The 22,772-nt window shown below is 41.5% G+C and carries 22 protein-coding genes; 14 read left to right on the top strand and 8 right to left on the bottom strand.

Features of this window, described 5'->3' with window-relative positions; all coding sequences use genetic code 11:
• Window positions 1-15: 15 nt before the first annotated feature.
• Window positions 16-537 carry a YciE/YciF ferroxidase family protein gene (locus KIH41_RS05955; RefSeq protein WP_213943883.1) on the bottom strand — a complete coding sequence of 174 codons (522 nt, stop codon included), beginning with the start codon at window positions 535-537 and terminating at the stop codon, window positions 16-18.
• 402 nt (window positions 538-939) lie between these two features.
• Here KIH41_RS05955 and KIH41_RS05950 point away from each other — a divergent pair, with 402 nt between their 5' ends.
• From KIH41_RS05950 to KIH41_RS05940, 3 genes are all read left to right on the top strand, one after another.
• Entirely contained in the window at window positions 940-2,475 is a 1,536-nt protein-coding gene (locus KIH41_RS05950) for an FAD-dependent oxidoreductase (RefSeq protein ID WP_213943884.1), read from the top strand.
• Between the two features lie 281 nt (window positions 2,476-2,756).
• The gene (locus KIH41_RS05945) at window positions 2,757-4,955 is read left to right on the top strand and encodes a bifunctional alpha,alpha-trehalose-phosphate synthase (UDP-forming)/trehalose-phosphatase (RefSeq protein ID WP_317194924.1); all 2,199 of its coding nucleotides are present in this window, start codon (window positions 2,757-2,759) and stop codon (window positions 4,953-4,955) included.
• Between the two features lie 257 nt (window positions 4,956-5,212).
• Window positions 5,213-6,712 carry a PAS domain-containing sensor histidine kinase gene (locus tag KIH41_RS05940; protein ID WP_214161837.1) on the top strand — a complete coding sequence of 500 codons (1,500 nt, stop codon included), beginning with the start codon at window positions 5,213-5,215 and terminating at the stop codon, window positions 6,710-6,712.
• 27 nt (window positions 6,713-6,739) lie between these two features.
• Here the strand turns inward: KIH41_RS05940 and KIH41_RS05935 are convergent, their stop codons facing one another.
• Window positions 6,740-7,258: a CinA family protein gene (locus tag KIH41_RS05935; RefSeq protein ID WP_214161836.1), complete on the bottom strand. Its 519-nt coding sequence runs from the start codon at window positions 7,256-7,258 to the stop codon at window positions 6,740-6,742.
• Window positions 7,259-7,630: 372 nt separating this feature from the next.
• Here KIH41_RS05935 and KIH41_RS05930 point away from each other — a divergent pair, with 372 nt between their 5' ends.
• Window positions 7,631-8,281 carry a DUF4328 domain-containing protein gene (locus KIH41_RS05930; RefSeq protein WP_214161835.1) on the top strand — a complete coding sequence of 217 codons (651 nt, stop codon included), beginning with the start codon at window positions 7,631-7,633 and terminating at the stop codon, window positions 8,279-8,281.
• A 61-nt stretch (window positions 8,282-8,342) separates the two neighbouring features.
• On the opposite strand, the gene KIH41_RS05925 is transcribed toward KIH41_RS05930, so the two are convergent.
• Window positions 8,343-9,095, bottom strand: coding sequence for an SDR family NAD(P)-dependent oxidoreductase (locus tag KIH41_RS05925; RefSeq protein WP_214161834.1), 753 nt, complete (start codon window positions 9,093-9,095; stop codon window positions 8,343-8,345).
• A gap of 192 nt (window positions 9,096-9,287) precedes the next feature.
• On the opposite strand from KIH41_RS05925, the gene KIH41_RS05920 reads away from it, so the two are divergent.
• On the top strand, window positions 9,288-10,676 hold the full coding sequence (locus KIH41_RS05920) for an APC family permease (protein WP_213943890.1): 1,389 nt from the start codon (window positions 9,288-9,290) through the stop codon (window positions 10,674-10,676).
• Window positions 10,677-10,720: 44 nt separating this feature from the next.
• A complete protein-coding gene (locus tag KIH41_RS05915) occupies window positions 10,721-11,308 on the top strand; it encodes an SAM-dependent methyltransferase (protein ID WP_246535269.1) in 588 nt (195 codons plus the stop codon).
• 15 nt (window positions 11,309-11,323) lie between these two features.
• On the opposite strand, the gene KIH41_RS05910 is transcribed toward KIH41_RS05915, so the two are convergent.
• The 3 genes from KIH41_RS05910 to KIH41_RS05900 all read right to left on the bottom strand — a co-directional run bounded on the left by KIH41_RS05910 (window position 11,324) and on the right by KIH41_RS05900 (window position 14,278).
• Window positions 11,324-11,944: a carbonic anhydrase family protein gene (locus KIH41_RS05910; RefSeq protein WP_214161833.1), complete on the bottom strand. Its 621-nt coding sequence runs from the start codon at window positions 11,942-11,944 to the stop codon at window positions 11,324-11,326.
• A 27-nt stretch (window positions 11,945-11,971) separates the two neighbouring features.
• Window positions 11,972-12,865 (bottom strand): bestrophin family protein, encoded by an 894-nt coding sequence (locus KIH41_RS05905; protein WP_214161832.1) that lies wholly within the window; start codon window positions 12,863-12,865, stop codon window positions 11,972-11,974.
• Between the two features lie 189 nt (window positions 12,866-13,054).
• The gene (locus KIH41_RS05900; protein WP_214161831.1) at window positions 13,055-14,278 is read right to left on the bottom strand and encodes an exo-alpha-sialidase; all 1,224 of its coding nucleotides are present in this window, start codon (window positions 14,276-14,278) and stop codon (window positions 13,055-13,057) included.
• Window positions 14,279-14,603: 325 nt separating this feature from the next.
• Here KIH41_RS05900 and KIH41_RS05895 point away from each other — a divergent pair, with 325 nt between their 5' ends.
• Window positions 14,604-15,080: a DUF6508 domain-containing protein gene (locus KIH41_RS05895; protein ID WP_213943894.1), complete on the top strand. Its 477-nt coding sequence runs from the start codon at window positions 14,604-14,606 to the stop codon at window positions 15,078-15,080.
• Between the two features lie 3 nt (window positions 15,081-15,083).
• On the opposite strand, the gene KIH41_RS05890 is transcribed toward KIH41_RS05895, so the two are convergent.
• Window positions 15,084-15,587, bottom strand: coding sequence for a GreA/GreB family elongation factor (locus KIH41_RS05890; protein ID WP_213943895.1), 504 nt, complete (start codon window positions 15,585-15,587; stop codon window positions 15,084-15,086).
• A 383-nt stretch (window positions 15,588-15,970) separates the two neighbouring features.
• Here KIH41_RS05890 and KIH41_RS05885 point away from each other — a divergent pair, with 383 nt between their 5' ends.
• The 5 genes from KIH41_RS05885 (at window position 15,971) to KIH41_RS05865 (ending at window position 19,280) form a co-directional block, all read left to right on the top strand.
• A complete protein-coding gene (locus KIH41_RS05885; protein ID WP_214161830.1) occupies window positions 15,971-16,546 on the top strand; it encodes a hypothetical protein in 576 nt (191 codons plus the stop codon).
• Window positions 16,547-16,683: 137 nt separating this feature from the next.
• Complete coding sequence (locus KIH41_RS05880) at window positions 16,684-17,169, top strand: methylated-DNA--[protein]-cysteine S-methyltransferase (RefSeq protein WP_214161829.1); 486 nt, start codon at window positions 16,684-16,686, stop codon at window positions 17,167-17,169.
• Window positions 17,170-17,232: 63 nt separating this feature from the next.
• Window positions 17,233-17,997: a UDP-2,3-diacylglucosamine diphosphatase gene (locus tag KIH41_RS05875; protein WP_213943898.1), complete on the top strand. Its 765-nt coding sequence runs from the start codon at window positions 17,233-17,235 to the stop codon at window positions 17,995-17,997.
• Window positions 17,998-18,804, top strand: coding sequence for a hypothetical protein (locus KIH41_RS05870; protein ID WP_213943899.1), 807 nt, complete (start codon window positions 17,998-18,000; stop codon window positions 18,802-18,804). It abuts the gene before it with no gap.
• A gap of 107 nt (window positions 18,805-18,911) precedes the next feature.
• Window positions 18,912-19,280, top strand: a complete 369-nt coding sequence (locus KIH41_RS05865; RefSeq protein ID WP_246538984.1) for a hypothetical protein — start codon at window positions 18,912-18,914, stop codon at window positions 19,278-19,280.
• 31 nt (window positions 19,281-19,311) lie between these two features.
• Here the strand turns inward: KIH41_RS05865 and KIH41_RS05860 are convergent, their stop codons facing one another.
• Window positions 19,312-19,740, bottom strand: coding sequence for an FKBP-type peptidyl-prolyl cis-trans isomerase (locus tag KIH41_RS05860; RefSeq protein WP_214161828.1), 429 nt, complete (start codon window positions 19,738-19,740; stop codon window positions 19,312-19,314).
• 215 nt (window positions 19,741-19,955) lie between these two features.
• Between KIH41_RS05860 and KIH41_RS05855 the strand changes: the two genes are divergently transcribed.
• Both KIH41_RS05855 and KIH41_RS05850 read left to right on the top strand, forming a co-directional pair.
• Entirely contained in the window at window positions 19,956-21,341 is a 1,386-nt protein-coding gene (locus KIH41_RS05855) for a sigma-54-dependent transcriptional regulator (protein ID WP_214161827.1), read from the top strand.
• A complete protein-coding gene (locus KIH41_RS05850; protein ID WP_214161826.1) occupies window positions 21,331-22,674 on the top strand; it encodes a sensor histidine kinase in 1,344 nt (447 codons plus the stop codon). Before KIH41_RS05855 ends, KIH41_RS05850 begins: the two co-directional genes overlap by 11 nt.
• The last annotated feature ends 98 nt before the right edge of the window (window positions 22,675-22,772 follow it).

The raw sequence follows: 22,772 nt of genomic DNA, 5'->3' as shown, positions 1-22,772 counted from the left end.
TATTAGTTTCTCTTTCTAAAAGGTCAGAAGGCTTTCACTTGTTTGAATTTTCTCTGACATTTTCTGTTCGGAATGGAGGTTTTCCCTAAGTAAGCCATTCACGTCGGTAAGCCCCATCTTATCGCTTACTGCCACTAATTGTGAATAGCAGGCGATTTTATAATGGTTAAAATGGCTTAGGAGTTTATAGATTTTGAGGTCGATTATTGCTGGGGAAGAATCGTTATCTTCTGATATGTCTTTGGCTTCCTGACTGACGGCGCTTAGGATATGGCCGTGTATCGATTTGATGGGATTATCCACCAATAGGAAAATTGTTTCCAGGTTTTCCACATGCTTGTTACTAATTGAAGCATAAAAGCTGATGGTTTTGCCGAAATCTTTTGAAAACTCTTTTCGGAGAAAAAGGCCTAAAATATCAAGCATTTCTTTTTCCGTTCCGTAGATGCTTTTTAAGTCGGTGAGAAAAAGGGTAGCCAAAACTTGGTTGTCATGATCCTGTAGTCTTTTCGGGGAGGGGTGGTCTGGAAAAATCATAGCTCATCTTTTAGTATTGATTATGTTCCCCCAAAAAGATACCAGTATTTAACTCCTATACTTTTCAGGTTACAAATAACCCTATTCAAGGAATTTTCCATGGAGATAGATACTGAAAAGTAACATCTTGTTACACCTCAGCCTCAGCTTTACAGGGTATGCATAGTTTTATGCCGTTGACTAGGTTTGAGATTCAAAATAACACATTGGGGTAAAGGGTAAACAAATTGTGATTTTACGCAAAACAATAACTTGAAAATCGTGTCTTTCTCCCTACAATGCGGTGAATGTATTGGGTAATCCGTATTTTATTTCTGATATTTTTTTCTTCAAAAGGCTTAAGGAATAGACTTTGGCTAAATAAAAGTTAACCTTGAAAAGGGTTTAACTAAAAAAGATCAAATGGAAGATATAAATAAGTCATTGTGGGAAGAAAAGGAATATCCAAATTATACCATTTTGGATATCGGGGTGGAAACTCAAGTCTGTGTGATAGGTGGCGGAATTACGGGCCTAACTACTGCCTTACTTTTAAGGCAGAAAGGTCTTGAGGTTGTCCTCTTAGAGCGGGGGAAGATAGGCTCCGGAACCAGTGGGCACACGACCGGGCATATCACCTCGGCAATAGATTTTTACTATCACCGGCTTATGAGATTTTACGGGCAGGAGACATCCCAGGAGATTTATATGGCGACCGTAAAGGCCAGAAAGCTTATTGAGAATCTGATCAACAATTACCAAATCACGGATGCCAATTACGAAAGCATCCCCGCTACCTATTTTGTGGACAGGGCCAAGCAAATGGATGAGTTTTTCAAAGAGCGTGATGCTTTTGAAAAGCTCGGAGTGGGAATAGCCCATGACCATGAGTGGAAGATCGAGGGGGAGCTGACAAGTTTTAGTATCCATAACCAAGGAATGATGGATACGCTGGGCTATTTGCATGGATTGGCAAAGGCGCTTACAGAAGCGGGCGTCAACGTTTGTGAGTATTCACCAGTTACTGATTTTACCCACGTTAAAGACAAATGGCATATAAAAGTCAATGGGCATTTTGTGGTAGCGGACCATTTGGTTCAGGCTACTCATACTCCGCTGGGTCTAAATCCTGTCCATATGGAAATGGTGCCTTACAATTCCTATGTGATGGTGTTTAAGCCTAAATTGCCCGTGCAAAAAGGGTTATTTTATGATTTCAGTTCGCCGTACCATTATATTAGGCCTTGCAAATACAAAGGAGAGGATTGTTACATGCTCGGGGGGGCGGACAGCAAGTCGGGGAAGAAAAACCAACAGCAACAGCGGTTGCTTAAATTAAGGGCTTATGCTGAGGAAAAGTTCGGAATTGAAAAGATTTACCATGAGTGGTCATCCATGTTTTTTGAGCCTTCCAATGAACTGCCGTTTATAGGGAAAACGCCGTTTGGGAAAAATAACTACATAGCCTGCGGTTTTTCGGGGGACGGGCTCACCTTTGGGACGATATCGGCAATGATGATTGCTTCTCTGATTTCTGAGGGCCGTCACCCATTGGAAAAAACCTTCAACCCCTCAAGAGTAGAGTTCAACGCCATTCCATTTATCCTTCGGGAAAATCTCAATAACATGAAAGACCTCATCGGTGATCGGATCAAATTGAAGATAGATAAAATCAAAACCCTGCAAAAAGGAAAGGGGATAATAGTGAAAATTGAGGAACAAACTGTTGGTGTGAGCCTGGATCAGAAAGGTGAGCTCCATGGAGTAATACCTGTATGCCCGCATATGAAATGCCTGGTGAAATGGAACGACCAAGGTCAAACTTGGGACTGTGGTTGTCATGGAAGCAGATTTAATGCAAAAGGGGAGGTGGTAGCGGGACCCTCTATGAACCCTCTCCCAACAGTGAAGGTAGAAGTACAGCCAGTGGCACCTATACCTAATACCAGAATCGAGTAAATTGCAGTTTGGGGTAGTTATTGGCAAGAAATGCTTTTATTACCCCAAATACACTTGGTGCATTTTGTGTACATTATGAGACAAATTAACCACGCATATCAGTAATTGGTATTTTAGCCAACAAGGCATTTTTTCGACCAACTTGCTTTAATTGTACCTTTTGCCAAAATACCCAAGTTGGCTCGAATACTGCCTGTTTTTACAGTGACCTCAGTAAATAGTTGCAAGGTATTTATTGTAGGTTTTTTTATTGGCCAAATCAAAAGAATGAAATGGGTAAAATGATAATAGTTTCTAATAGGTTGCCTATTAGTTCGACTGAAAGAGGGAATAAGAGTGTGGTGCAGATTTTGGCGGGGGAATATGCCTCGGGACTGCTTAACCAATTGGATAAAGAAGAATATCTTTGGTTTGGATGGCCAGGCGTGGCGGTGGCCGAAGCTGAGGAAAGGGCGGAAATGATTGTTTCCCTCAAAGAAAAGGGAATGGTTCCAATTTTTATGGACCAAAAAGAAGCCGAGCAATTTTACGACGGCTTTTGTAATGAGACCCTTTGGCCAACCTACCATTATTTTACACAATACATAGCCTTTGATGATGATCTTTGGGAGGTATACAAAAAGATAAATGACCGTTACTGTCAAGCTATCCTTAAAAAAGCAAAGGCTGGCGACACGGTTTGGATCCATGACTATCATCTATTGTTGCTCCCTCAGATGTTGAAAGAGCAAATGCCTGAACTTAAAATCGGGTTTTTCCAGCATATACCCTTTCCTTCCTACGAAATATTCAGGGTGTTACCTTGGCGCAAAGAAATCCTTGAAGGCATGTGTGGAGCTGATCTGGTAGGTTTTAACACCTATGATGACATGAGGCACTTTTTAAGCTCGGTTGGAAGAATCCTTGGGTACAACCATGAAGCAGGGTATATCCATACCCCGCATCACCTAGTCAATGTGGATTCTTTTCCCCTTGGAGTAAATTATAACAAGTTCAGAGAGGCTGCGGAAAGCAAGGAGGTTTGCGAATTGGTACACCAATATAAGCATGAATTGGGCAGCCAAAAACTTGTGCTTACCAGTGACAGGCTGGATTATAGCAAAGGGCTTTTGCAAAGATTGAGGGCCTTTGACTTACTCATTGACAATCACCCTGAATATTTGGAAAAAGTCAGTATGGTGATGATCGTGATGCCCTCAAGGACGACGGTGCCCGAGTATATGGACCTCAAGGAGAAGATTGATACCCTGGTAGGTCGCATAAATAGTAAATATTCCACCCTAGACTGGGTTCCGATCCATTATTTCTACCGAAGACTATCATTTCACGAACTGGTGGCTTATTACAGGATTTCTTCGGTGGCACTGGTGACGCCCTTGCGAGATGGAATGAACCTAGTATGCAAGGAATTTATTGCTTCCAGAACGAATGGCGACGGTGTGCTGGTGCTTTCCGAAATGGCAGGAGCCAGCAAGGAGCTTCAGGAGGCCATCATCGTAAATCCCAATAACATCAAAATGATGGAGCAAGCCATTTATGCTGCACTTAATAGCCCGATTGAGGAGCAGCAGAAAAGGATGGAGTCTATGCAAAAGACTGTTCGTAAATATGATGTGTATCATTGGAGCAAGATTTTCCTTTCCTCACTCGATAGGGTAGTTCAAAAGCAACAGAAATTGAAATCCAGATTCTTAGGCAGAAAGGAAATGTCCCTGCTCAAGCAAGGGTTTGAAATAGCCGAAAATCCTGTGATATTTTTGGACTATGATGGGGCATTGATTGATTATAAAGAGAAACCAGAGGAAGCACAGCCAGATCAGCAAGTAATAAATATACTTAAAGAGTTGAGCAAAAATTCGGAGATTGTGATTGTGAGTGGTAGGGATAAAGCTACTTTGGAAAAGTGGCTTGATGGCACTCCTGTCCATATAATGGCCGAACATGGGGTTTATTGGAAACACCAAGATTCAAAAAAGTGGATAACCAAAGTAGACCTGGTCAATGATTGGAAAGCGGCTTTCCGAAAAGAGATGGATGAATTTGTGGAAAGGACACCGGGGACCTTTGTGGAAGAAAAAGAACACTCCTTAGTGTGGCATTATAGGAAAGTTGAGAGCGGGCTGGGAAATCTTAGAAAGCGGGAGCTATTTAGTCACCTTAAATATGTGGCTAGAGGACATCAGCTTCAGGTATTGGAAGGTAACAGAGCACTGGAGATCAAAAAACCCGATATCAGCAAAAGTAAGGCGACGCTGGAGTTTCTGGAAAATAAATCCTATGATTTTATTTTAGTAATTGGGGATAATTGGACCGATGAGGAGACTTTCAAAAAACTCTCGCCAAGTGCTGTTACTATACGTGTGGGCTACACTTATACACGGGCCAAATATAATCTTCAAAATCATTTTCAAGTGAGGGAGTTCTTAAAAGGACTCAGTCTTAACAATACCCCCTCCTCAAAGGGCGTGAATTTGGTGTAAATTACTTATATTTAAACAGGCAAAGCCGCAATTGCTGAATTCAACTGATTTTCGTTAATCCAATTTTCTGATTAACAAAAATCAGTTTTTATTAAACATTTTGGCATTATTTTCGTTGAAAGTCTTTCATAAAAATATCATTAACGCTTAAATGCACGTTAGTTCTAAAGTGAGCTAGAAGATTTGTGGTGAAGTGAATTATTTTATTTAGGGCATTGAAATTCAGTTTTCACTTATGTCCCCAAAATTTCAGTAGCATGTCTAAGTCAATGTTTGATAATCTTTCTCTAAGAGCAAAGGAATTTACCCGTAACCAAGCACTCTCGGCCCTTGCCCAGGATCCCTTAGCAAAAGAGTGGGGCACTTGGCACTATGATTTGATTTTTAAAAAATTAAGCTGGTCAGAAGAACTTACCGATATTTTTAAAATTGAAGGCAAAAAAGGGCAGGGTTTTGACCCTTACATAAACCTTGTGGTGGAAGAAGATAGAGAGAGAGTCAAAAAGGCGCTCAACCTAGCTTTGGAAGAAGGCAAAATAGATGCCCTCATGCATAAGGTGCAACTTAAAAACGGCAACATTAAAACACTCTTTCTTGAAATTAAAATTGCCTATGACAATGCAGGTAAGCCTTTGATTGTTTTTGGAACTCTGAATGATGTGACCGAAACCAAACATGTACAGAGTCAGGAAGTCAAACTTCTAAATGTAATCCAGCATAGTGTCAATGAGATTTACCTCTTCGATGCAGATACATTGAAGTTTTTGTACATCAATGATGGAGCATTAAACAACAGCGGCTACCAGGTCAATGAGGTAAAACAAATGACTCCGCTAGATATAAAGCCTGAGTTCACAGAACAGAAATTTCAGGACTTGATTAAGCCTTTGATAGATGGTTCTCAAGAAAAGGTGCTGTTTGAAACGGTGCATTTGAGAAAAGATGGGAGCCTTTACCCGGTAGAAATCCACCTTCAGTTAATGGGGCACGGGGATAACAAAGCCTTTTTAGCCATAGTGCTCGACATTACCCAGAGAAAGAAAGCTGAGGAAAAAATCCGACAAAGCCATAACTCTCTAAAAGACCAGAATAAGCAACTATTGAGGTTTTGTGATCTAGTGCTGGATAACTTAAAAGAGCCATTAAAAAACCTGGCCGATTTGACTGAGGATTTGGAAAAAGCCTCGGAGGAAGCCACCAGAAAGAACCTGATACCAAAACTTCGTCCTGAAGTGACACATTTACAGGAGACTTTCGAATACTTGATTGAAGGACTTCGGGTAAGCCAAAGTCTTGAAATGGATTCCAAGTGGAATGACCTGGAATCTGCTCTAAAAAAAAGTCTAGGTAAATTTGAAAGCGAGCTTGTTCTCTATAGCCCCAAGATAGATTTGGATTTAAAAGAGGTAAAAACCATCAAATGTCCCCCAAAATATTTTGACAGTATTTTGGAAAACCTCCTAAGTAATGCATTTAAATATCATTCTCCGGAAAGAAAATTACATATCATAGTCGGCGCTGAGCATGTAAATGACAGTACCTTGCTTACTATAAAGGATAATGGTATAGGCATGCAAATAAAAGGTGGGGATGAGTCCATCTTTGAGATCAAACCACAAAAAAAACATCCCAATTCTAAAGGATTCGGCCTTTTTCTGACCAAAACCCAAGTGGACGCCATAGGCGGCACGATCTGGGTGGAGAGTGAAGAAGGAAAAGGAACAACTTTCTTTGTAGAGTTTCCCAATCAAAAATAAAAAAAATGAGACCGGGTTTGCCCGGTCTCATTTTTTTTGCTCCAAGTATTCTGCAAATTTCTTAATTAACAGGGCGGCGTAATCTTCGCGTCTTTCTTCAGGAGTTTCCTTTTCGCTTTCAATTTTTTCGCAAAATAATAGCTCGCCTTTGTAAGAAGCTGCTCCAAAGGCATAGAGATCAAAAATTCCTTCTTCTGGAAAAGGTGAGGCAAAACCTGTCAACGCCAATCCGTAATCTGATTGGTAAAGGTCGCAAATATTTAAAGCCAACATTTTGGACACTTCCCAGGATACACCGTTACAAGGTTCGCTCAAGGAAAGTGGGACTTTCAGTTGCCTTTTCTTTTGCTCGCAATTGTAGACCGTCAGTCCGCCTTCAAAAAACAAACCTGCTTCCTCTTCTGCGCTAAACAATAACTGAAGTGCTCCAGAAGAAGCGCTTTCGGCCACAGCAATGGTCCGTTTGTTTTTCCTACAATGGTCCTTAATCAAGTCAAGTTGATCCTTAACGTCCTTATAAAACGCAATAGGTTTGTCTTTTCCCATAGATATCTATTAATCTGCTTCGCAGTCCTGCAGGAAAGCATTCATGCATTTTATTAAATTTATATTGAAAAGTGTACTTGACACTTAACTAAAACCATTCCAATTTCTGGTCCTAATAATAGCTAAGATAGCTTTGTTTTTAAATGGTATCCGATTGATGAACGGGGGTGTAGTGACTAGGATGTCCTTTAAAGTAATAAATTTTGTTTTTGTATCTCTTATTTTGCTTTGTGATATTTTTTTTGATAATTATAAAATTTATTGGTTGATTTGATATGAAGACTAATCGAAAATTTTGTATTAAATGTTGATTGTCTACAAAAAAGAGTATTTAAATTTTAAATCAATTTCTTACCTTCAAACACATTCATTATGGGACAAATTTTACAGAATGATTATCGAGCTTACAGAGTATTGTCCGTATTGGCAATTGTGTTTTTCCTAACACTTTCCTGCTTGTTTTTCAGTTATCTGGAATTGCAGATGTTGTCCGGAATGAGCAGTAGAAACGCCATTCCATCCATGATGGTGGACCTAAGGCAAGGTTTATTGGGAAATCTGCAAATCATCTTTCTTATTGGATCTGCCTATTTGTTTGTGAAGTGGTTTAAAACTGCTTACCATAACCTCCACCAGATCGATTCCAAAAGCTTGGCTTTCAATGAGCGTTGGTCAATAGTGTGTTGGCTGATGCCTTTCTATAATTTCTATCATCCTTATCAGATCATGAAAGAGATTTGGGTTAAAACCCAGGAATTTAATTATGGTACCCAAGTTCAGAAGACTCCCTTAATAGACCTTTGGTGGGCGCTTTGTGTGATAAATGTGATTGGCAGAATAGTTTACCTGCGTTTGGCATTCCACGCCAATACTTTTGCAGAAATGCACAATGCGACTCAAATGGGCATTTTTATGGATTTGCTTGGGCTTTTGACACTGTTTGTTACCTTTAGTTTGATACACAAAGTTATGGAGTATGAAAGGGATTTGATAGCAACAAGAAAGAATTTGATAGGAGCTTGATTAGTTTGGGTTTAAGTAGTGCTAAAGGGCTGAAGTTTATTCTTCAGCCCTTTTTTGATGCCTATTGTGCGAGGTATCCACCATCAACCGGATAATAGGAGCCCGTGACAAAAGACGCCTTGTCAGAACTCAGCCACAGTACTAATTCAGCTACCTCTGGGGATTGGCCAAGCCGCCCGATAGGGTGGAGGGTAACCAGTCCGTCGAGTTGTTCCTGGGTGAGGTTATTGTCCAGTAAAGGTGTTTTGATGTAGGCTGGCCCCACAGAGTTGATTCGGATATTTTGGTTGGCATACTCCAAGGCTGAAGCCTTGGTCAGCCCTACTACACCATGTTTGGCCGCTACATATGCAGGAGAATAGCGTGTGCCCACATTGCCAAGGATGGAGGCCATATTCACTATTGCGCCACCACCTGCCTTCAGTATTTCTGGAATTTGATACCTCATTCCATAAAAAACCCCTGAAAGGTTTACAGCGATGACCTTGTCCCAGCCTTCAACTGGGTATTCTCCTGTCATTCCCATTGGGCCTCCTATTCCGGCATTGTTGCAGGCGATGTGCAATGAACCATATTTTTCAACTGTTCTTTTTACCAGTTCCTCATTTCCATCAGCCGTGCCTACATCGGCCTTTATGAAAAAGGCATCGCCGCCGTCTATTTTGATGTCGTCTACGGTTTTGTGGCCGCCATCCTCATTGAGGTCACTGACTATTACTTTGGCGCCTTCTTTGGCGTAAGAGATGGCGACGGCATGGCCGATACCAGAGCCTGCTCCGGTGACTAGGGCAATTTTGTTTTCAAGTGTTTTCATCAATTTGGGATTTAAAGTGAATGGGTAAAATTAGGGTTGTCTTCAAAGTTGATAATGCAATTTTATTAATATAAAAATACTCAAGGCCGATCGAATACCAAAGCAGTTTGTTTGCTTTCAAGAAGTTAGTTTAAACAGCCTTTGGGCTTCATGGTTATAACCTAAGAAGTTATCCACCCATTATTTTTTACCATGAAACATTCTGAGTCCAGTACTGATGCTTTTGCCATGAAGAATCAGATTAATCCGGAAAAAACTTACAATCCTAAAAAGTCTTTAACAACCACGGACGCAGTGGCCCTGATTGTCGGGCTGGTAGTGGGGGCGGGGATTTTTAAGACCCCGTCTTTGGTAGCGGCCAATGTGGAGACTGGAATGGGTTTTATTGGGGTGTGGGTGCTCGGCGGTTTGTTTTCCTTTATTGGGGCGCTATGCTATGCAGAATTGACCACAGCTTATCCCAATGCAGGTGGAGATTATCATTTTATTCGCTTGTCATTTGGCAGAAAAATAGCCTTTCTGTTTGCATGGGCCCGGATGAGCGTCATCCAGACGGGTTCTATTGCGCTTCTAGCTTTTATATTTGGGGATTATGCTACCCAGCTTTTCAGTTTGGGAGAATTTTCATCGGTGATTTATGCCGCTCTCGCCATTTGCCTGCTCACCGGCATTAATATTATTGGGGTGAACATGGGAACGGGTGTTCAGAAAGTGTTGACATTGCTGGAGATTGTTGGAATCCTGCTGTTGATTGGAGTGGGGGTGTTTTATAGCCAAGAAGTAATTGGCGACGCAGAATTGATGAAAGAGGAGTCGGTATTAGGTACTAATTTTGGCCTAGCAATGGTTTTTGTCTTATTGACTTTTGGGGGGTGGAATGAAGCCGCCTATATCTCCGCGGAGCTTAAGTATGGTCGAAAGCAGATGGTCAGGGCACTGATCATTGGAATTGGAGTTATCACATTATTATATACTTTAATTAACCTGTCTTATTTGAAGGTTTTAGGTCTTGAGGGGATGGCTGGCTCTACTGCTATCGCTAGTGATATGATGCTGGCAAGCTTGGGTAGGGGCTGGGCTATTGTGATTGTACTGCTGGTGGCTGTGGCTGCTTTGACTTCCGCCAATGCCACTATTTTTACAGGCGCTAGGTCCAATTATGCATTGGGAAGAGATTTTGAGGTGTTTTCTGCACTCGGCAATTGGAACCACGACTTATCCGTGCCTAAAATTGCTTTTCTTGTTCAGGGAGTGATATCCTTATTATTAGTTGGGCTTGGTGTATTTTCTAGAGATGGTTTTGAAACCATGGTGGAATACACGGCACCAGTTTTCTGGTTCTTTTTTCTGTTAGCGGGAATTGCCCTTTTTATCTTAAGAGTTAAGAATGGAAAACAGAAATTCGCTTTCCAAGTACCTCTTTATCCTGTCTTGCCAATAATCTTCTGCTTGACCAGTCTTTATCTTTTATATTCCAGTATTGCCTATACAGGCTGGGGAGCTTTGGTAGGGATTGGAGTCCTGGTTTTGGGATTTTTCCCTTTATTTCTCCAAAAAAGGAAAGAGATAAAATCAAAATGACCAGTAATTAGTTATGATATAATTCACTTAACCATAAAGTTCTAATGAAAAATTTACTTAAAATATTTTCAGGGGGATTATTGTTTTTTTGTATTTCCCCAATGGTCTTTGCACAGCAGTTTACAAAACCTTCTGTTGCCCTAGACGTGCCCTATGTGCCAACGAAAGAGATCATTGTCAATGAAATGCTGGAAATGGCCGATGTTAAAGGGGAGGATGTTCTTTACGATTTGGGGTCAGGAGACGGCAGGATTCCCATCACTGCGGCCAAAAGGTTTGGGACAAGAGGAGTGGGAGTGGATATCAACCCGTTAAGGATAGAGGAAGCAAATGCAAGAGCTGAAAAAGAACAAGTAACCGACAAGGTGAAGTTTATTGAAGCGAATATTTTTGATGTCGATTTCAGTGAGGCGACGGTGGTAACACTCTATTTATTGCCCCAAGTAAATATGAAGCTTAGGCCTAAAATATTGGATCTAAAACCAGGTACCCGTGTAGTTTCGCATAACTACGATATGGGAGATTGGGAGCCCCAGAAAATGAAAAAGATCGAGACGGACAAAGGGTTTGTCCACACCATTTATTATTGGGTGGTACCCGAAAAAGATTATCAAAAAAAGCCAGGGCATTAACCCTGGCTTTTAATTTTATAACCACGTGACTTTTCCGTTGTCCACATCGTATATGGCTCCTACGATTTTAATGTCACCGCTTTTTTCTAAGTCAGCCACAATTGGGCTTTTATCGCGGATCTGTTCGATCACCACTTCCACGTTTTTCTTTACCACTTCATTGACATAATCGACGTTTTGGCCATTTTTCTCTCCAGATGTTTCCGCTCTTTCCATGGCTGGTTCGATTTTCTTCAATAGGGAAGTCAGGTTGCCCATTTCAAAATGGTCACAAGCACCCGCAACCGCCCCGCATTTCGTATGCCCCAAAACAAGTACTATTCTGGTCCCCACGGCTTTGCAGCCATACTCCATGCTTCCCAATACATCTTCATTGACAACATTACCTGCCACCCTGATGCTGAATATATCTCCAATACCCTGATCAAAAATCAGTTCTACGGAAGTTCTGGAGTCCATGCAACTCAAAACAGTAGCAAATGGAAACTGACCCATGGTAGTATCCTGAACCTGTTCAAGTAAGTTTCTTTCAGCCTTTAGGTTTTTGACAAACCTTTCATTTCCTTCTTTAAGGATTTCAATCGCCTTGTCGGGATTGATTTGACTTTGGGTGTCTTTTGTGTGTGCTTTTAGCATTGTAGTTATAGTTTAGGTTAATGAAATTTATAAAATATAGAAGCCATCCGGCTTCAGTGGGCTTGGAACCTTCTGTTCTTCAAGTAGCTGTTTGATATTGACCTCGATGGTTCTTGCAATAGCCGTCACAGGGGTGTCATTTGGCTTGTTTTCGAAGGGATCTTGCAGGTGCGAGGCTGCTTTTTCCAGAAGAAAGAAAACCGAGGAAATCGCTACCAGCAAGGGTATTTCAAACATGAAACTCACATGTCGCAGTGAAATCGATAGGATGATGACGAATAGGTAAATTGACATGTGAAGAAACATCTTATATGTGACCGGGAAGAAGGTGTTGTTGATCCTTTCTGCCATTCCCATATGGTCTATTAATCTAGAAATCGTGCTGTTAATATGTACATGTGTGAAACTATCGATTTCACCCTGGTCTTTTAATTCTTTTAAATCTCTGGCATTCAGCTGCTGAATAGCCAAAGCCTTATTGGTATGTTTGGAGATTTTAATGATTTCTTCTTCTTCTAAGTATTTTTCCATTTCCTCCAAAGGAGGCAGTCCTCTCAAAGACCGCCCCAACACATAGCACCAGGCAATCTGCCTAAATGCCATTTTACGGATCAACGGGGAAAAAGATTGGTCAATAAAAGTTTGTAGTTGGATGGTGAAACTTCTGGAGTCGTTGACTATGGCTCCCCAAACTTTTCGTGCCTCCCACCACCGGTCGTAGGACTGGGCCATTTTGAAAGAAAGCAGGATGGAGATAGCCGTACCCATAAACATCGGAATGGATAGGGGCATTTCGGGTAGATAGGTGTAAAATGACCTAGTCAAAAAATGTACAATTGCTCCGACCACCAATACATAGAGCAAGTCATATCTTATTTTGCTGATTATGTATAGGTATGGGACTTTTTTGGGGATTAGCATTCCTAGGATGTAAATTAGTAGGTTAAGAAAAGCATATAGGATAAACTCCCGATATGTCACATTAGTTTAGGTGATTATACCCCGTTTTATTGAATAGATTCCATAAAAAAAGCCTTTGTATTCCAAAAGGCCCGTGAATTGGGTTTTATTAAAGTTACTAAATTTGGTGAGATTTACCAAACAGGTGGGTTAGAAGGCCGCCACCGAGATTTGTGCAGTGAGTATTTCAGAATTATCTTTTTTGGTGTCAGTCCAGGCAAAAACCAGCTTGTCTCCGCTTTTGGTCATTTGGGGAAAACCGCTGCTTCTCTGGTCTGAGGAGGAGGCAATCTGGACAATCGGCCCTACATTTCCATCCACATTTATCTTTCTGGCCAAAATATCAGCCCCTTCCATCCAGCTTACAATACCGCTTTCTTCATCGATCAAGGTAAAATCCACTCTGCCTATGGTATTTCCTGAATTGATAGGAATAGGTTGCTTAAAGTTTTCCCCGGCGTCTTGGGAAAAAGCCACCTTTACCTCTGGTCTGCCATTAGGGGCAGCAAACCATGCCACGCCCAGTAGGTTTCCCTTACCATCAATTCTTGGTCCGTTTACAGGGCAGCCCGGTATTTTCCAATTGTCGGGATAGACTGGGCGGGGTGAGGTCCATTCCCCGTCAACATATCTTACGATGCTGATGTTTCGCACCTCTTCATCGGAGCGGTCTCGATATACGATCACAGGGCCATTGGACGTAAGTGTTGCGCTCGTTTGGCAGCAGTCGCAAACTTTGTCATCCAATTCCCACTCTATAGGTTTGTTGCCGTGTTTATCTAGCAGAGCAGCTCTTAAAGTCATGGCCCCACCGTTGTGGCCATGGTGTGCGTCATGTCCGCCTGCTGTATTTCTACCGTCCAGCCAAGCGGCCAGCATTTTATCCTCATAGGGTACAAATGAAACAAAGCCATGCTCTGCTTCCTTTCCATCATCGTGAAGGGGATGCGGGTCGGACCAGGTGTTGCCACCTTCAGAATGGGATAATTTAATATCGTAAGAGTAAACTCCTTCTCCACTTTTTTGAAGGAAAAAACTTATGAGGCTATTTTCCTTGAAGCTGCTAATCTGTGGGTAATCGGCCCAATTTACGAACCAGTCACTTCCTGTGGCAATCTTTTGGGGTTCTGACCATTCATTATTCTGTAAATATGTGTAAAAAAGGCTGTGTTGGTCCCCTTCAGTTTTGATAAAACTCATCATTACCACATCAGCTTGATTGGAATATAAGTAGGGTTGCCCATATTTCGCATTTTGATCCATGTCGAATTGTAGCTGAGTTACGGCAGGCGTTTCATTTTCTTCAGAGGCTTTTTCCTGATTACATCCTACTATTAATAGCATTGTGACAATAGTCAATATGGATTTATTCATAATTTCGTAGGTTTTGCGGGTAAGACTGACAAGATAGCAAAAGCTTATTAAATATGTTTAAACAGTTGTTTTTAGTAACCGTATTTTTTTGTTCAACATAAGTCTAGTTATGTTAAACATAAAGTAAGGATATAAGCTAATATAATCTTACAATAATTATACAAATGGGTTTCTATAGCTAGAAGTCTAATTAATTGATATTGAGTATGTATTGATTAAATGTGAGTAAGAAATTATAAAAAGTATAAAAGTGTTTACTAGGTATTGTAAACTCAGCGATATACATTTGTCAATATAAGAATTAAAAAAGTTTAACGATTGGATAATGGATATTTCATTAACGCCGATAGAAAAATTCCCGGGGATATGGCAAGGCATGCAAGCCGAGACATTGGAGCCTCTCTTTTCATTAGCGAATGAGATTGAGAAAGAGTACCAATGGGTAGACAAGTGCATGGGAAGGGTGTTGACTACTAAAAATGCCCAGGCATATTATAATTTGGAGGGTTTTGATACTAGGTTTTTAGATTGTATCAAACTCACCGGTCTATGCGTTGGTTTTGACTGGGAAGAGTGGAAAGATGAGTTGAAGGACTTCAAAAACAACCGCTATGAAGACCTTATTCTTCTAAATCCACTTACTTTGTGCAAGATATTGACGGTATTGGCCATGAGTGAAAAAGAAACTCCGGGAGGTATATCGTCCAGACTTCAGGATAAATTTCTTTTCGCCCTGATAAAAGCCATCCGCCACCAGTTTGAAAATAAAATGACCTATAGTAATACAGCCAGACCGAGCTGAGGATCAAGCCAGATCAAGAAGTTCCAGTTTTTCCACAGTATTGCCTATTTGGAACTCCAACTTTTCATTTAGCCGCTTCCCGATGACAGCCTTGGCAATAGGGGCTGTAAAGGCGATTTTATTCTTTTTCACATCCGCCTCGTCCACGCCCACAATTTTGAATTTCCTCACCATACCGGGTTTTAGCCCTGAAATGGTTTTCAGGGTTACAGTTGAGCCGAACCTTGCTTCGTCCATATTTCCACTGCTTTCCACCACTTTCGCCGAATTAATGCGCTCGATCAGCAGCTTAAGCTTCCCTTCGATCATCAGGTTTTCATAGCGGCGGGCGGCATCATTTTCCTGCTTGTTTTGGGATTTGGCCATTTCCAGTTCAGCTTTTTCATCCAGTAAGGCCTGTAGACCCTCTGGCGTCACATAGTTGGCAACACCGGCAGGCAGAGCAGCCCTTGGCGGTATGATTGGCGCTTCCTCTTGATCTTCTTCCTTTACAAAACCTCTACTCATCTTTAGTATAATTTGTTCTAGCTCTATATACTAAACAATTACCTGACAAACTGTTTATTTTTCATTTTCTCCATCATAAAGATGCAATAATGAACAAAATCTGTCCGCTTTTGTACGGAGTGCTGATAGGACATTTATGAAGGTGTTTTTTTGAAAAAATATTTTAAGTGGTAAGTGAATTTTTTTTCTATCTAAAAATAAGATTTTTCCATGATAATTGTCCGAATTGAAACATTTGGACAATTCAAAATACAATATTGCTTGAAAACGGACAGGTGGGTTTCCATGCCAAATTTAGTGTTAATACTGTTTGACCCTGAGGGGATTAGAGTGGAATAGAAGATGGATTAGAAGAGGAAACGAACTTCTAAAATCTACTAGCTATGAAAACCTTATTCACATTCGCACTGGCCTTCGGTATTACCTTGATGAGTGTTGCCGACCCAAAAAACCAATTGACAGAACTCTCAGGTGTTGCTTTCGCATATGATAAAGCAAAAGTTACCCTATTGGAGGGAGCAGGAAGAGTGAAGATTTCTCTTTATGATAAAGAGGGCAACAGACTTCACGCCCGATCAGTAAGTGTAAAAGAAAGCGTGACAATCCCTTATGACCTTTCCGATTTACCTACTGGAGCTTATTTGATTAGAATTGAAAACAAGCTGGAAAAGGTTGACCACATCATCGAAACCAAGAACCGGGCTCCAAAAACTCAAGGCTTTAAAGCCATCGTGAAAAAAGGAAAATCCGACAACTCTATGAAGCTTTCCGTTTATGAGGTGAACCAAGCCGGCTTGGATGTCAAATTAATTGATGATGAAAACAAAGTTGTCTATCGGGAATTTATTGAAAATGATGAGCCATTTGTAAGAAAATACAATTTGAAATCCATTTCCAAGGATAGAGTTTATGTGGTGGTGACCGATAAAAATGGTCATAAGCAGTATTTTCATAATTAAGCTAAGATTGTGACCAAACCTTAAGCCGCTTTTAATTTGGCGGCTTTTTCTATGCCTACATGTGGAGGGGTTTGCAATTACTCCATTAGTTTTTTAATCGTAAAGAATACCTTAAATTTAGGCTGGAATTTTTTATTATGAGAGAAATGATGGTCATGCGCTCCAGTCTAGGCAATATTAGGCTGGAAGCAGAAGACGAGAAACTGGTGTCGCTAAATTTTACAGAGGAAAACTTTTCGCTGGAAATAAGTTCCGTGTTTCTATTGGAAGTGAGAAGGCAGTTGAAAGGCTATCTGGATGGGGATCTGCGCCGGTTTGATTTTCCGATAGAGTCGAAAGGGACGGTTTTTCAGAAAAAAGTATGGCAAAAAGTGAGTGAAATCCCTTATGGAAGGACTTGCAGCTACGAGACAATCGCCCATCAGTTGGAAAGTAAAAACGGAGCCCGGGCTGTGGGTGCAGCCAACGGGGATAACCCGCTCTTGATCGTGGTGCCCTGCCACCGGGTCATTTCCAAGTCAGGAGCCCTCACCGGATATGCAGGGGGCTTGTGGAGAAAAGTGAAGCTTTTACAGCTGGAAATGCGCGATCTGCCAGGCAATCAATATTGCCTTGGGTTTTAGTTTGCGCGGCCGACTTTTTGTCGATGGGATAAAGTTTCTAAATTTGCAGCTTATCCCCAAAACATGAACATAAGTCTAAAACCTGGCCAGAAAGTATTTTTCGCATCCGATTTTCATCTCGGCGCACCCGATCCCCAAAGCAGTAAAAAACGGGAGGAAAAAATCATCCGTTGGCTCAACAGTATCGAGAAGGAGGCCGCTGCCTTGTTTTTGGTTGGTGATGTGTTCGATTTTTGGTTTGAGTATGATAAGGTGATTCCAAAAGGCTTTATCAGGTTTATGGGCAAGATCGCCGACTTGAGGGATAAGGGCATACCTATTATCTTTTTTACAGGCAATCACGACTTGTGGATGAAGGATTATTTTACGCAAGAGCTTGATGTTCCGGTTTATGGAAACCCTATCCAAATTAAGATAAATGATAAAAAGTTTCTTGTCGGTCATGGTGATGGGCTGGGGCCGGGGGATAAGAAATACAAAGTGCTCAAAAAGGTGTTTACCAATGAAGCCTGTCAATGGTTTTTTAAATGGCTGCACCCCGATATAGGAATTCGCATTGCCCAAAAGTGGTCGGGCAGCAGCCGCATCACCAACATGCAGAAGAACGAAGATCAGTTTAAAGGGGAGGATGAGTGGTTGTGGCAATATTGCAAGCAGGTAGAAAACCAGATGCATCATGATTTTTATATATTTGGACACCGCCACCTGCCTTTGGAGCTTCCTGTGGGAGAGAGGGGCAAGTATTATAATCTGGGTGAATGGGTAAGTCAATATACCTACGGTGAGTTTGATGGGGAGGAGATGAGTATTAAATCATATAAGTTTTAAATGCGGTTCAGGCTTACATTGCTCGCGATATTTCTCACCACGGCAAGACTTTTTGCCCAAGAGGAAATTGAATTAAGGCCTCTTGCCGAAGTGGAAATGCAAAGTTTAGGGCTTTTGGCCATTGATAACCGGGATAATATTTTTGTTTCCGATGCTAGTGGGGGTATATATCAGTTCAATGCCAAAGGGGAGCAGGTCAACCATTTTTCTCCCAGTCGGCAGGCCCAGGTAACGCAACTGGATGCTGATCGAACGGTCAACATCTTTTCTTTTTCCTATGATCTGCAGGAGTTCAATATCTTTGATAGATTTCTCAACCAGATTGTTTCCAACAAACTGGATAGTCCTGTTGGGATTATCCGGGCAGCGACTTTAGGTAACAATCAGGCGCTTTGGGTGTTTGATGAGAGCAATCTGGACCTGCTGAAACTGGATCACCGACGGATGGTCGTTTTGCAGCATCAGCCACTGAGTTTGTTGTTGGGGGAAGAAGCACTGGAAATCGAGGAAATCAGGGAGTATCAAAACCTGCTTTTTGTCCGAACCGATACCAAGGTGTTTGTTTTTGACAATCAGGGCAACTATTTGCGGCAACACACTTATCAGGGGCAGGACCGACTTGCGCTATTCGGAAACCACCTTTATTATGTAAAGAAGGATGGATTGAGAAGACAGGATTACCGCACTGGGGAAGTGGAGGGGTTTAAGCTACCTGATTATTCTAGACATGCTGTACAGTTGCAAGGTGGTATTTTAGTGCTTTATAATGATAATGGCTTTCAGGTTTTTGAGAATCCGTTTAGATAATTTCTGTTAAATCGCAATTTAGTTATTTCAAACTGGTTGGATTTTTGCGATTTTGCGGCCGAATGGAAAAAACTCTACTAAGAAAAACAAACCTATTTTATAGCCTATTGATTTACTTATCCTTGATAAGTTTGCAAATCAGCTATGCCCAAGGATTGGGAAAAGAAAAGGATCTGAAGTTTCCCAAGGACCTTGCCTATCAGCCCCCGATTGATTTTAATTTGGAAAGCCAGGGCTATAAACAATTCGTGATAAAGCTGAATAATAAAACCAAAGTTTCTACCCGTGTGAAAGTTTATGATATGGTGGGTAATTTGATCATTGAAGATACCATAAAACCCTCTGACGGAGTCTTGAAAAAATACGACATGCGGGATGTCAATACTCAACTTTTTGTGGTGGAAATAGGAAATTCGAAATACAACAAAACTAAAAGTATCTACGCCAATCCAGCCGGTAAAAGAAAAAGGGATTAAAAAAAAGACCGGCTTAAGCCGGTCTTTTCATTTATGCTATCTCTACCAATTTGATGTCAAAGATCAAGTCTTTTCCAGCCAATGGGTGATTGGCATCCAAGGTGATTTTCTCCTCGTCCACGTGAACCACTTTTACAGGCATTGGCTGCCCATTCTGATTTTGGATGGAAAGATCCATTCCTATTTCTGGATTGATATCAGCAGGTACCTGCGTATGTGGGATATCCACCAACATCTCGTCTCTTTTTTCGCCGTATGCTTCTGCCGATGGGATAGTGACACTCTTGTCTTCCCCTACAGCCATACCGTGAACCGCCGCATCAAACCCTTTGATCATGTTTCCATCTCCAAGAGTAAACTGAAGGGGCTCTCTGTTTTCAGAACTATCGAATACAGTTCCATCTTGCAATTTACCAGTGTAGTGTACTTTTACGGTATTTCCTTTAGTTGCTACAGACATTTAAATATTTGTTTTGATTTATGATAAAAGTAAAGATAACGATTAAAAAACAGGATAAAAAGTATGTCCGCCATTAATCCCGGAAGTGTCCGCTTTGTGGATGTTTTTGTACGAAAATGAACATCTGAATGGTGTAAAATGCCCTAATTTGCGTATATTGACAGGAAAATTATATGGCACCGTTTCGGCATTGCCATTATTAAACATTTCTTTTTATGGAAGACCAGAATTTAGGCAGAATCTTGATCGTGGATGATAATGAAGATCTCCTATTTGCAGCCAAGATGCTGCTGAAAAAGCACGCCAAAGAAGTGGTGATCGAAAAGGATCCCCGCCGAATTCCTTTTTTGGTCAATAATAACAATTTTGATGTCATCTTGCTGGACATGAATTTCACCGAGGATACCACCTCTGGTAAAGAAGGGTTTCACTGGTTAAAACAAATTAAAGAAATAGATCCCAAAGCAGTAGTAATTTTGATCACAGGTTTCGGTGATGTGGAAATGGCCGTAAAGGCCCTCAAAGAAGGAGCGACCGATTTTATCCTCAAGCCTTGGCAGAATGAAAAGCTCATTGCTACTTTGACTTCCGCTGTCCGGTTAAAGGAAAGTTACAATGAAGTAGAAAAGCTTTCCAAAAAGCAGAAAGCCCTGCAGGCGGACCTGAAAAAACCATTTGCAGATATCATTGGCAGCAGTCCTGCAATGAAGAATGTTTTTGCCATCATTGACAAGGTCGCCCAAACTGATGCGAATGTTTTGATCCTTGGAGAAAACGGTACGGGGAAAGAATTAATCGCCAGAGCTATTCATGACAGGTCCCACCGTCACGATGAGATCTTCGTAGGGGTGGATATGGGTGCGATCACAGAAACCCTTTTTGAAAGTGAGCTTTTTGGGCATAAGAGAGGGGCTTTTACCGATGCCAAGGAGGACCGGGCAGGCAGGTTTGAAGTCGCTGACAAAGGAAGCTTGTTTCTCGATGAAATTGGAAATCTTTCCATGCCGCTCCAATCCAAATTATTGACTGTGCTTCAAAAGCGTGAAGTGACCCGGATTGGTACCAATAAATCTATCCCGGTGGATATCCGATTGATCTGCGCCACCAATATGCCTATCCATGACATGGTGATGGAAAATACCTTCCGTCAAGATTTGCTCTATAGGATCAATACGGTGGAGATATTTCTGCCACCCTTGAGGGACAGGCAAGAGGATATCCCGCTGTTGGCGGAGCATTTCCTCAAGATCTATTCGAATAAATACAGAAAGAATTTCACGGGATTCAAACCCAATGCCATGCAATTGCTGCAGCGGTATTCCTGGCCAGGCAACATCCGTGAGCTTCAGCACGCCCTTGAGCGGGCTATCATTATGGCGGAAGGCACCGAGTTGGATAGCAGGGATTTCTTTTTCCTGTCTAACAAGCCTGTCAATGAAAAGCATGCCCCGGCTGCAAATACGCTGAATCTCGATGACATGGAGAAAAATGTGATTCAGAAGGCGATTGACAAAAACGGTGGCAACATTTCCAAAGCTGCAAAAGAGCTGGGGCTCACAAGGGCTTCCTTATATAGAAGATTAGAGAAATATGGATTATAAAATAGGGTTGCTAGGCAGGGTAGTGTTGTTGGCAATGACCCTGTTTTTGACAGCTTATCTCATGGTGGGAGACGGGGGAGTGTTCCCTGTTTCCCTTTTGATTATCTTGGCAATTGCCCAATTGGTGTTTTTGATCCGCTACTCGGAAAGCAGCTTTAAAAAGGTGCGGGAGTTTCTCAACAACATCAAGAAAAACGATTATGCAACGGTTTATCCAGTCAAATTTGACGGAACGGAAACCGATGACCTGCATATAGAATTTAATACTATTTTGGCCAAACTCAAGGAAGACCAAGCTGAAAAAGAAGCGAATTACCACTATTTCCGCTCAGTATTTCAGCACCTAAGCATCGGCCTCATTACTTTCCAGGAGGATGGCGCCATCCAGATTCTCAACACCGCTGCCAAGCGTATGCTCAACATACAGACGCTTGAAAACATAGCTGAAATCAACAAGGTGAACAAAGAGCTTTATCACGCTATTGGAAGTCTTCGCACAGGTGGGAGTGAGCTCATCAAAATCGCCCATCCCGATGGCATTATGCAGCTTTCTGTCTATGTGATTGAGCTGGTGCTGCGCAAAACCAAAATCAAATTGGTCTCTCTGCAAAATATTCAAAGTGAATTGGAAGAAAAGGAGATGGAGGCTTGGCAGAATCTTGTAAAAGTGCTGACCCACGAGATTATGAACTCCATCGCACCGATTTCATCCCTGGCTGCGACTATACGAGCGGATATTGAGGATAAAATTGACCATAACCACGGGGCGAGCGTGGAGGAAGTGGAAGATTACCTGATGGGGGTAGGTACTATTGAGAAAAGAAGCGAGGGTCTCATTAATTTCGTGAGTGACTTTAGAAGCCTTGCCCACATTCCCAACCCTAAGTTTTCCTCCATAAGTCTGGTGGATTTATTCGAAAGGATGGAAATCCTTTTTCAAAACCAGCGTGAAAAGTATGGTATAGACTGTGAAAAGGAAATAGTGCCGGCTGACTTGGTGTTTTTTGCCGATATCACCATGATCGAGCAGGTGTTGATCAATATTTTACAGAACGCCATCCATGCCGTGGAGCATGCTGAAGTGAAAAAGATCAGCCTGAGGGCCTATATTGATGATAACAGCAAGATCATAATCGAAATTAGGGATAGTGGAAAAGGGATTGAAGAAGAAGCGCTGAGCAAGATTTTTATCCCATTTTTCACCACCAAGCAAAAAGGTTCTGGTATTGGCCTTAGCCTTTCCAAACAGATCATGAGGCGCCACAAAGGCAACATCCAAGTGAGCTCGAAAGTGGGGGAGGGCACAGTTTTCAAATTGATATTCAACGGATAAGTGGAAAAGCCAGCAAAACGACTGCTGGCTTTTTTTATTTTTTATCTATTTTGCCGAATTAGTCTACAAAGTGAACTTTTGGCCTAAAATAAGCTTAC

This window comes from Litoribacter ruber, from assembly GCF_018500185.1.
GTDB classification, from domain to species: Bacteria; Bacteroidota; Bacteroidia; order Cytophagales; family Cyclobacteriaceae; genus Litoribacter; species Litoribacter ruber.
Note: the sequence above shows the minus strand (reverse complement) of the source record. Positions and strands in the feature narration are given on the sequence as shown.

What these genes read in the sequence shown, in the direction of transcription:
- KIH41_RS05920 (WP_213943890.1), top strand. Translation starts at nt 9,288, where the DNA reads ATGAAACATTCTGAGTCCAGTACTGATGCTTTTGCCATGAAGAATCAG.
- KIH41_RS05935 (WP_214161836.1), bottom strand. Translation starts at nt 7,258, where the DNA reads ATGGGAAAAGACAAACCTATTGCGTTTTATAAGGACGTTAAGGATCAA.
- KIH41_RS05925 (WP_214161834.1), bottom strand. Translation starts at nt 9,095, where the DNA reads ATGAAAACACTTGAAAACAAAATTGCCCTAGTCACCGGAGCAGGCTCT.
- KIH41_RS05885 (WP_214161830.1), top strand. Translation starts at nt 15,971, where the DNA reads ATGAAAACCTTATTCACATTCGCACTGGCCTTCGGTATTACCTTGATG.
- KIH41_RS05895 (WP_213943894.1), top strand. Translation starts at nt 14,604, where the DNA reads ATGGATATTTCATTAACGCCGATAGAAAAATTCCCGGGGATATGGCAA.
- KIH41_RS05875 (WP_213943898.1), top strand. Translation starts at nt 17,233, where the DNA reads ATGAACATAAGTCTAAAACCTGGCCAGAAAGTATTTTTCGCATCCGAT.
- KIH41_RS05940 (WP_214161837.1), top strand. Translation starts at nt 5,213, where the DNA reads ATGTCTAAGTCAATGTTTGATAATCTTTCTCTAAGAGCAAAGGAATTT.
- KIH41_RS05890 (WP_213943895.1), bottom strand. Translation starts at nt 15,587, where the DNA reads ATGAGTAGAGGTTTTGTAAAGGAAGAAGATCAAGAGGAAGCGCCAATC.
- KIH41_RS05855 (WP_214161827.1), top strand. Translation starts at nt 19,956, where the DNA reads ATGGAAGACCAGAATTTAGGCAGAATCTTGATCGTGGATGATAATGAA.
- KIH41_RS05880 (WP_214161829.1), top strand. Translation starts at nt 16,684, where the DNA reads ATGAGAGAAATGATGGTCATGCGCTCCAGTCTAGGCAATATTAGGCTG.
- KIH41_RS05910 (WP_214161833.1), bottom strand. Translation starts at nt 11,944, where the DNA reads ATGCTAAAAGCACACACAAAAGACACCCAAAGTCAAATCAATCCCGAC.
- KIH41_RS05905 (WP_214161832.1), bottom strand. Translation starts at nt 12,865, where the DNA reads ATGCTAATCCCCAAAAAAGTCCCATACCTATACATAATCAGCAAAATA.
- KIH41_RS05900 (WP_214161831.1), bottom strand. Translation starts at nt 14,278, where the DNA reads ATGAATAAATCCATATTGACTATTGTCACAATGCTATTAATAGTAGGA.
- KIH41_RS05870 (WP_213943899.1), top strand. Translation starts at nt 17,998, where the DNA reads ATGCGGTTCAGGCTTACATTGCTCGCGATATTTCTCACCACGGCAAGA.
- KIH41_RS05860 (WP_214161828.1), bottom strand. Translation starts at nt 19,740, where the DNA reads ATGTCTGTAGCAACTAAAGGAAATACCGTAAAAGTACACTACACTGGT.
- KIH41_RS05915 (WP_246535269.1), top strand. Translation starts at nt 10,721, where the DNA reads ATGAAAAATTTACTTAAAATATTTTCAGGGGGATTATTGTTTTTTTGT.
- KIH41_RS05950 (WP_213943884.1), top strand. Translation starts at nt 940, where the DNA reads ATGGAAGATATAAATAAGTCATTGTGGGAAGAAAAGGAATATCCAAAT.
- KIH41_RS05955 (WP_213943883.1), bottom strand. Translation starts at nt 537, where the DNA reads ATGATTTTTCCAGACCACCCCTCCCCGAAAAGACTACAGGATCATGAC.
- KIH41_RS05945 (WP_317194924.1), top strand. Translation starts at nt 2,757, where the DNA reads ATGATAATAGTTTCTAATAGGTTGCCTATTAGTTCGACTGAAAGAGGG.
- KIH41_RS05930 (WP_214161835.1), top strand. Translation starts at nt 7,631, where the DNA reads ATGGGACAAATTTTACAGAATGATTATCGAGCTTACAGAGTATTGTCC.
- KIH41_RS05850 (WP_214161826.1), top strand. Translation starts at nt 21,331, where the DNA reads ATGGATTATAAAATAGGGTTGCTAGGCAGGGTAGTGTTGTTGGCAATG.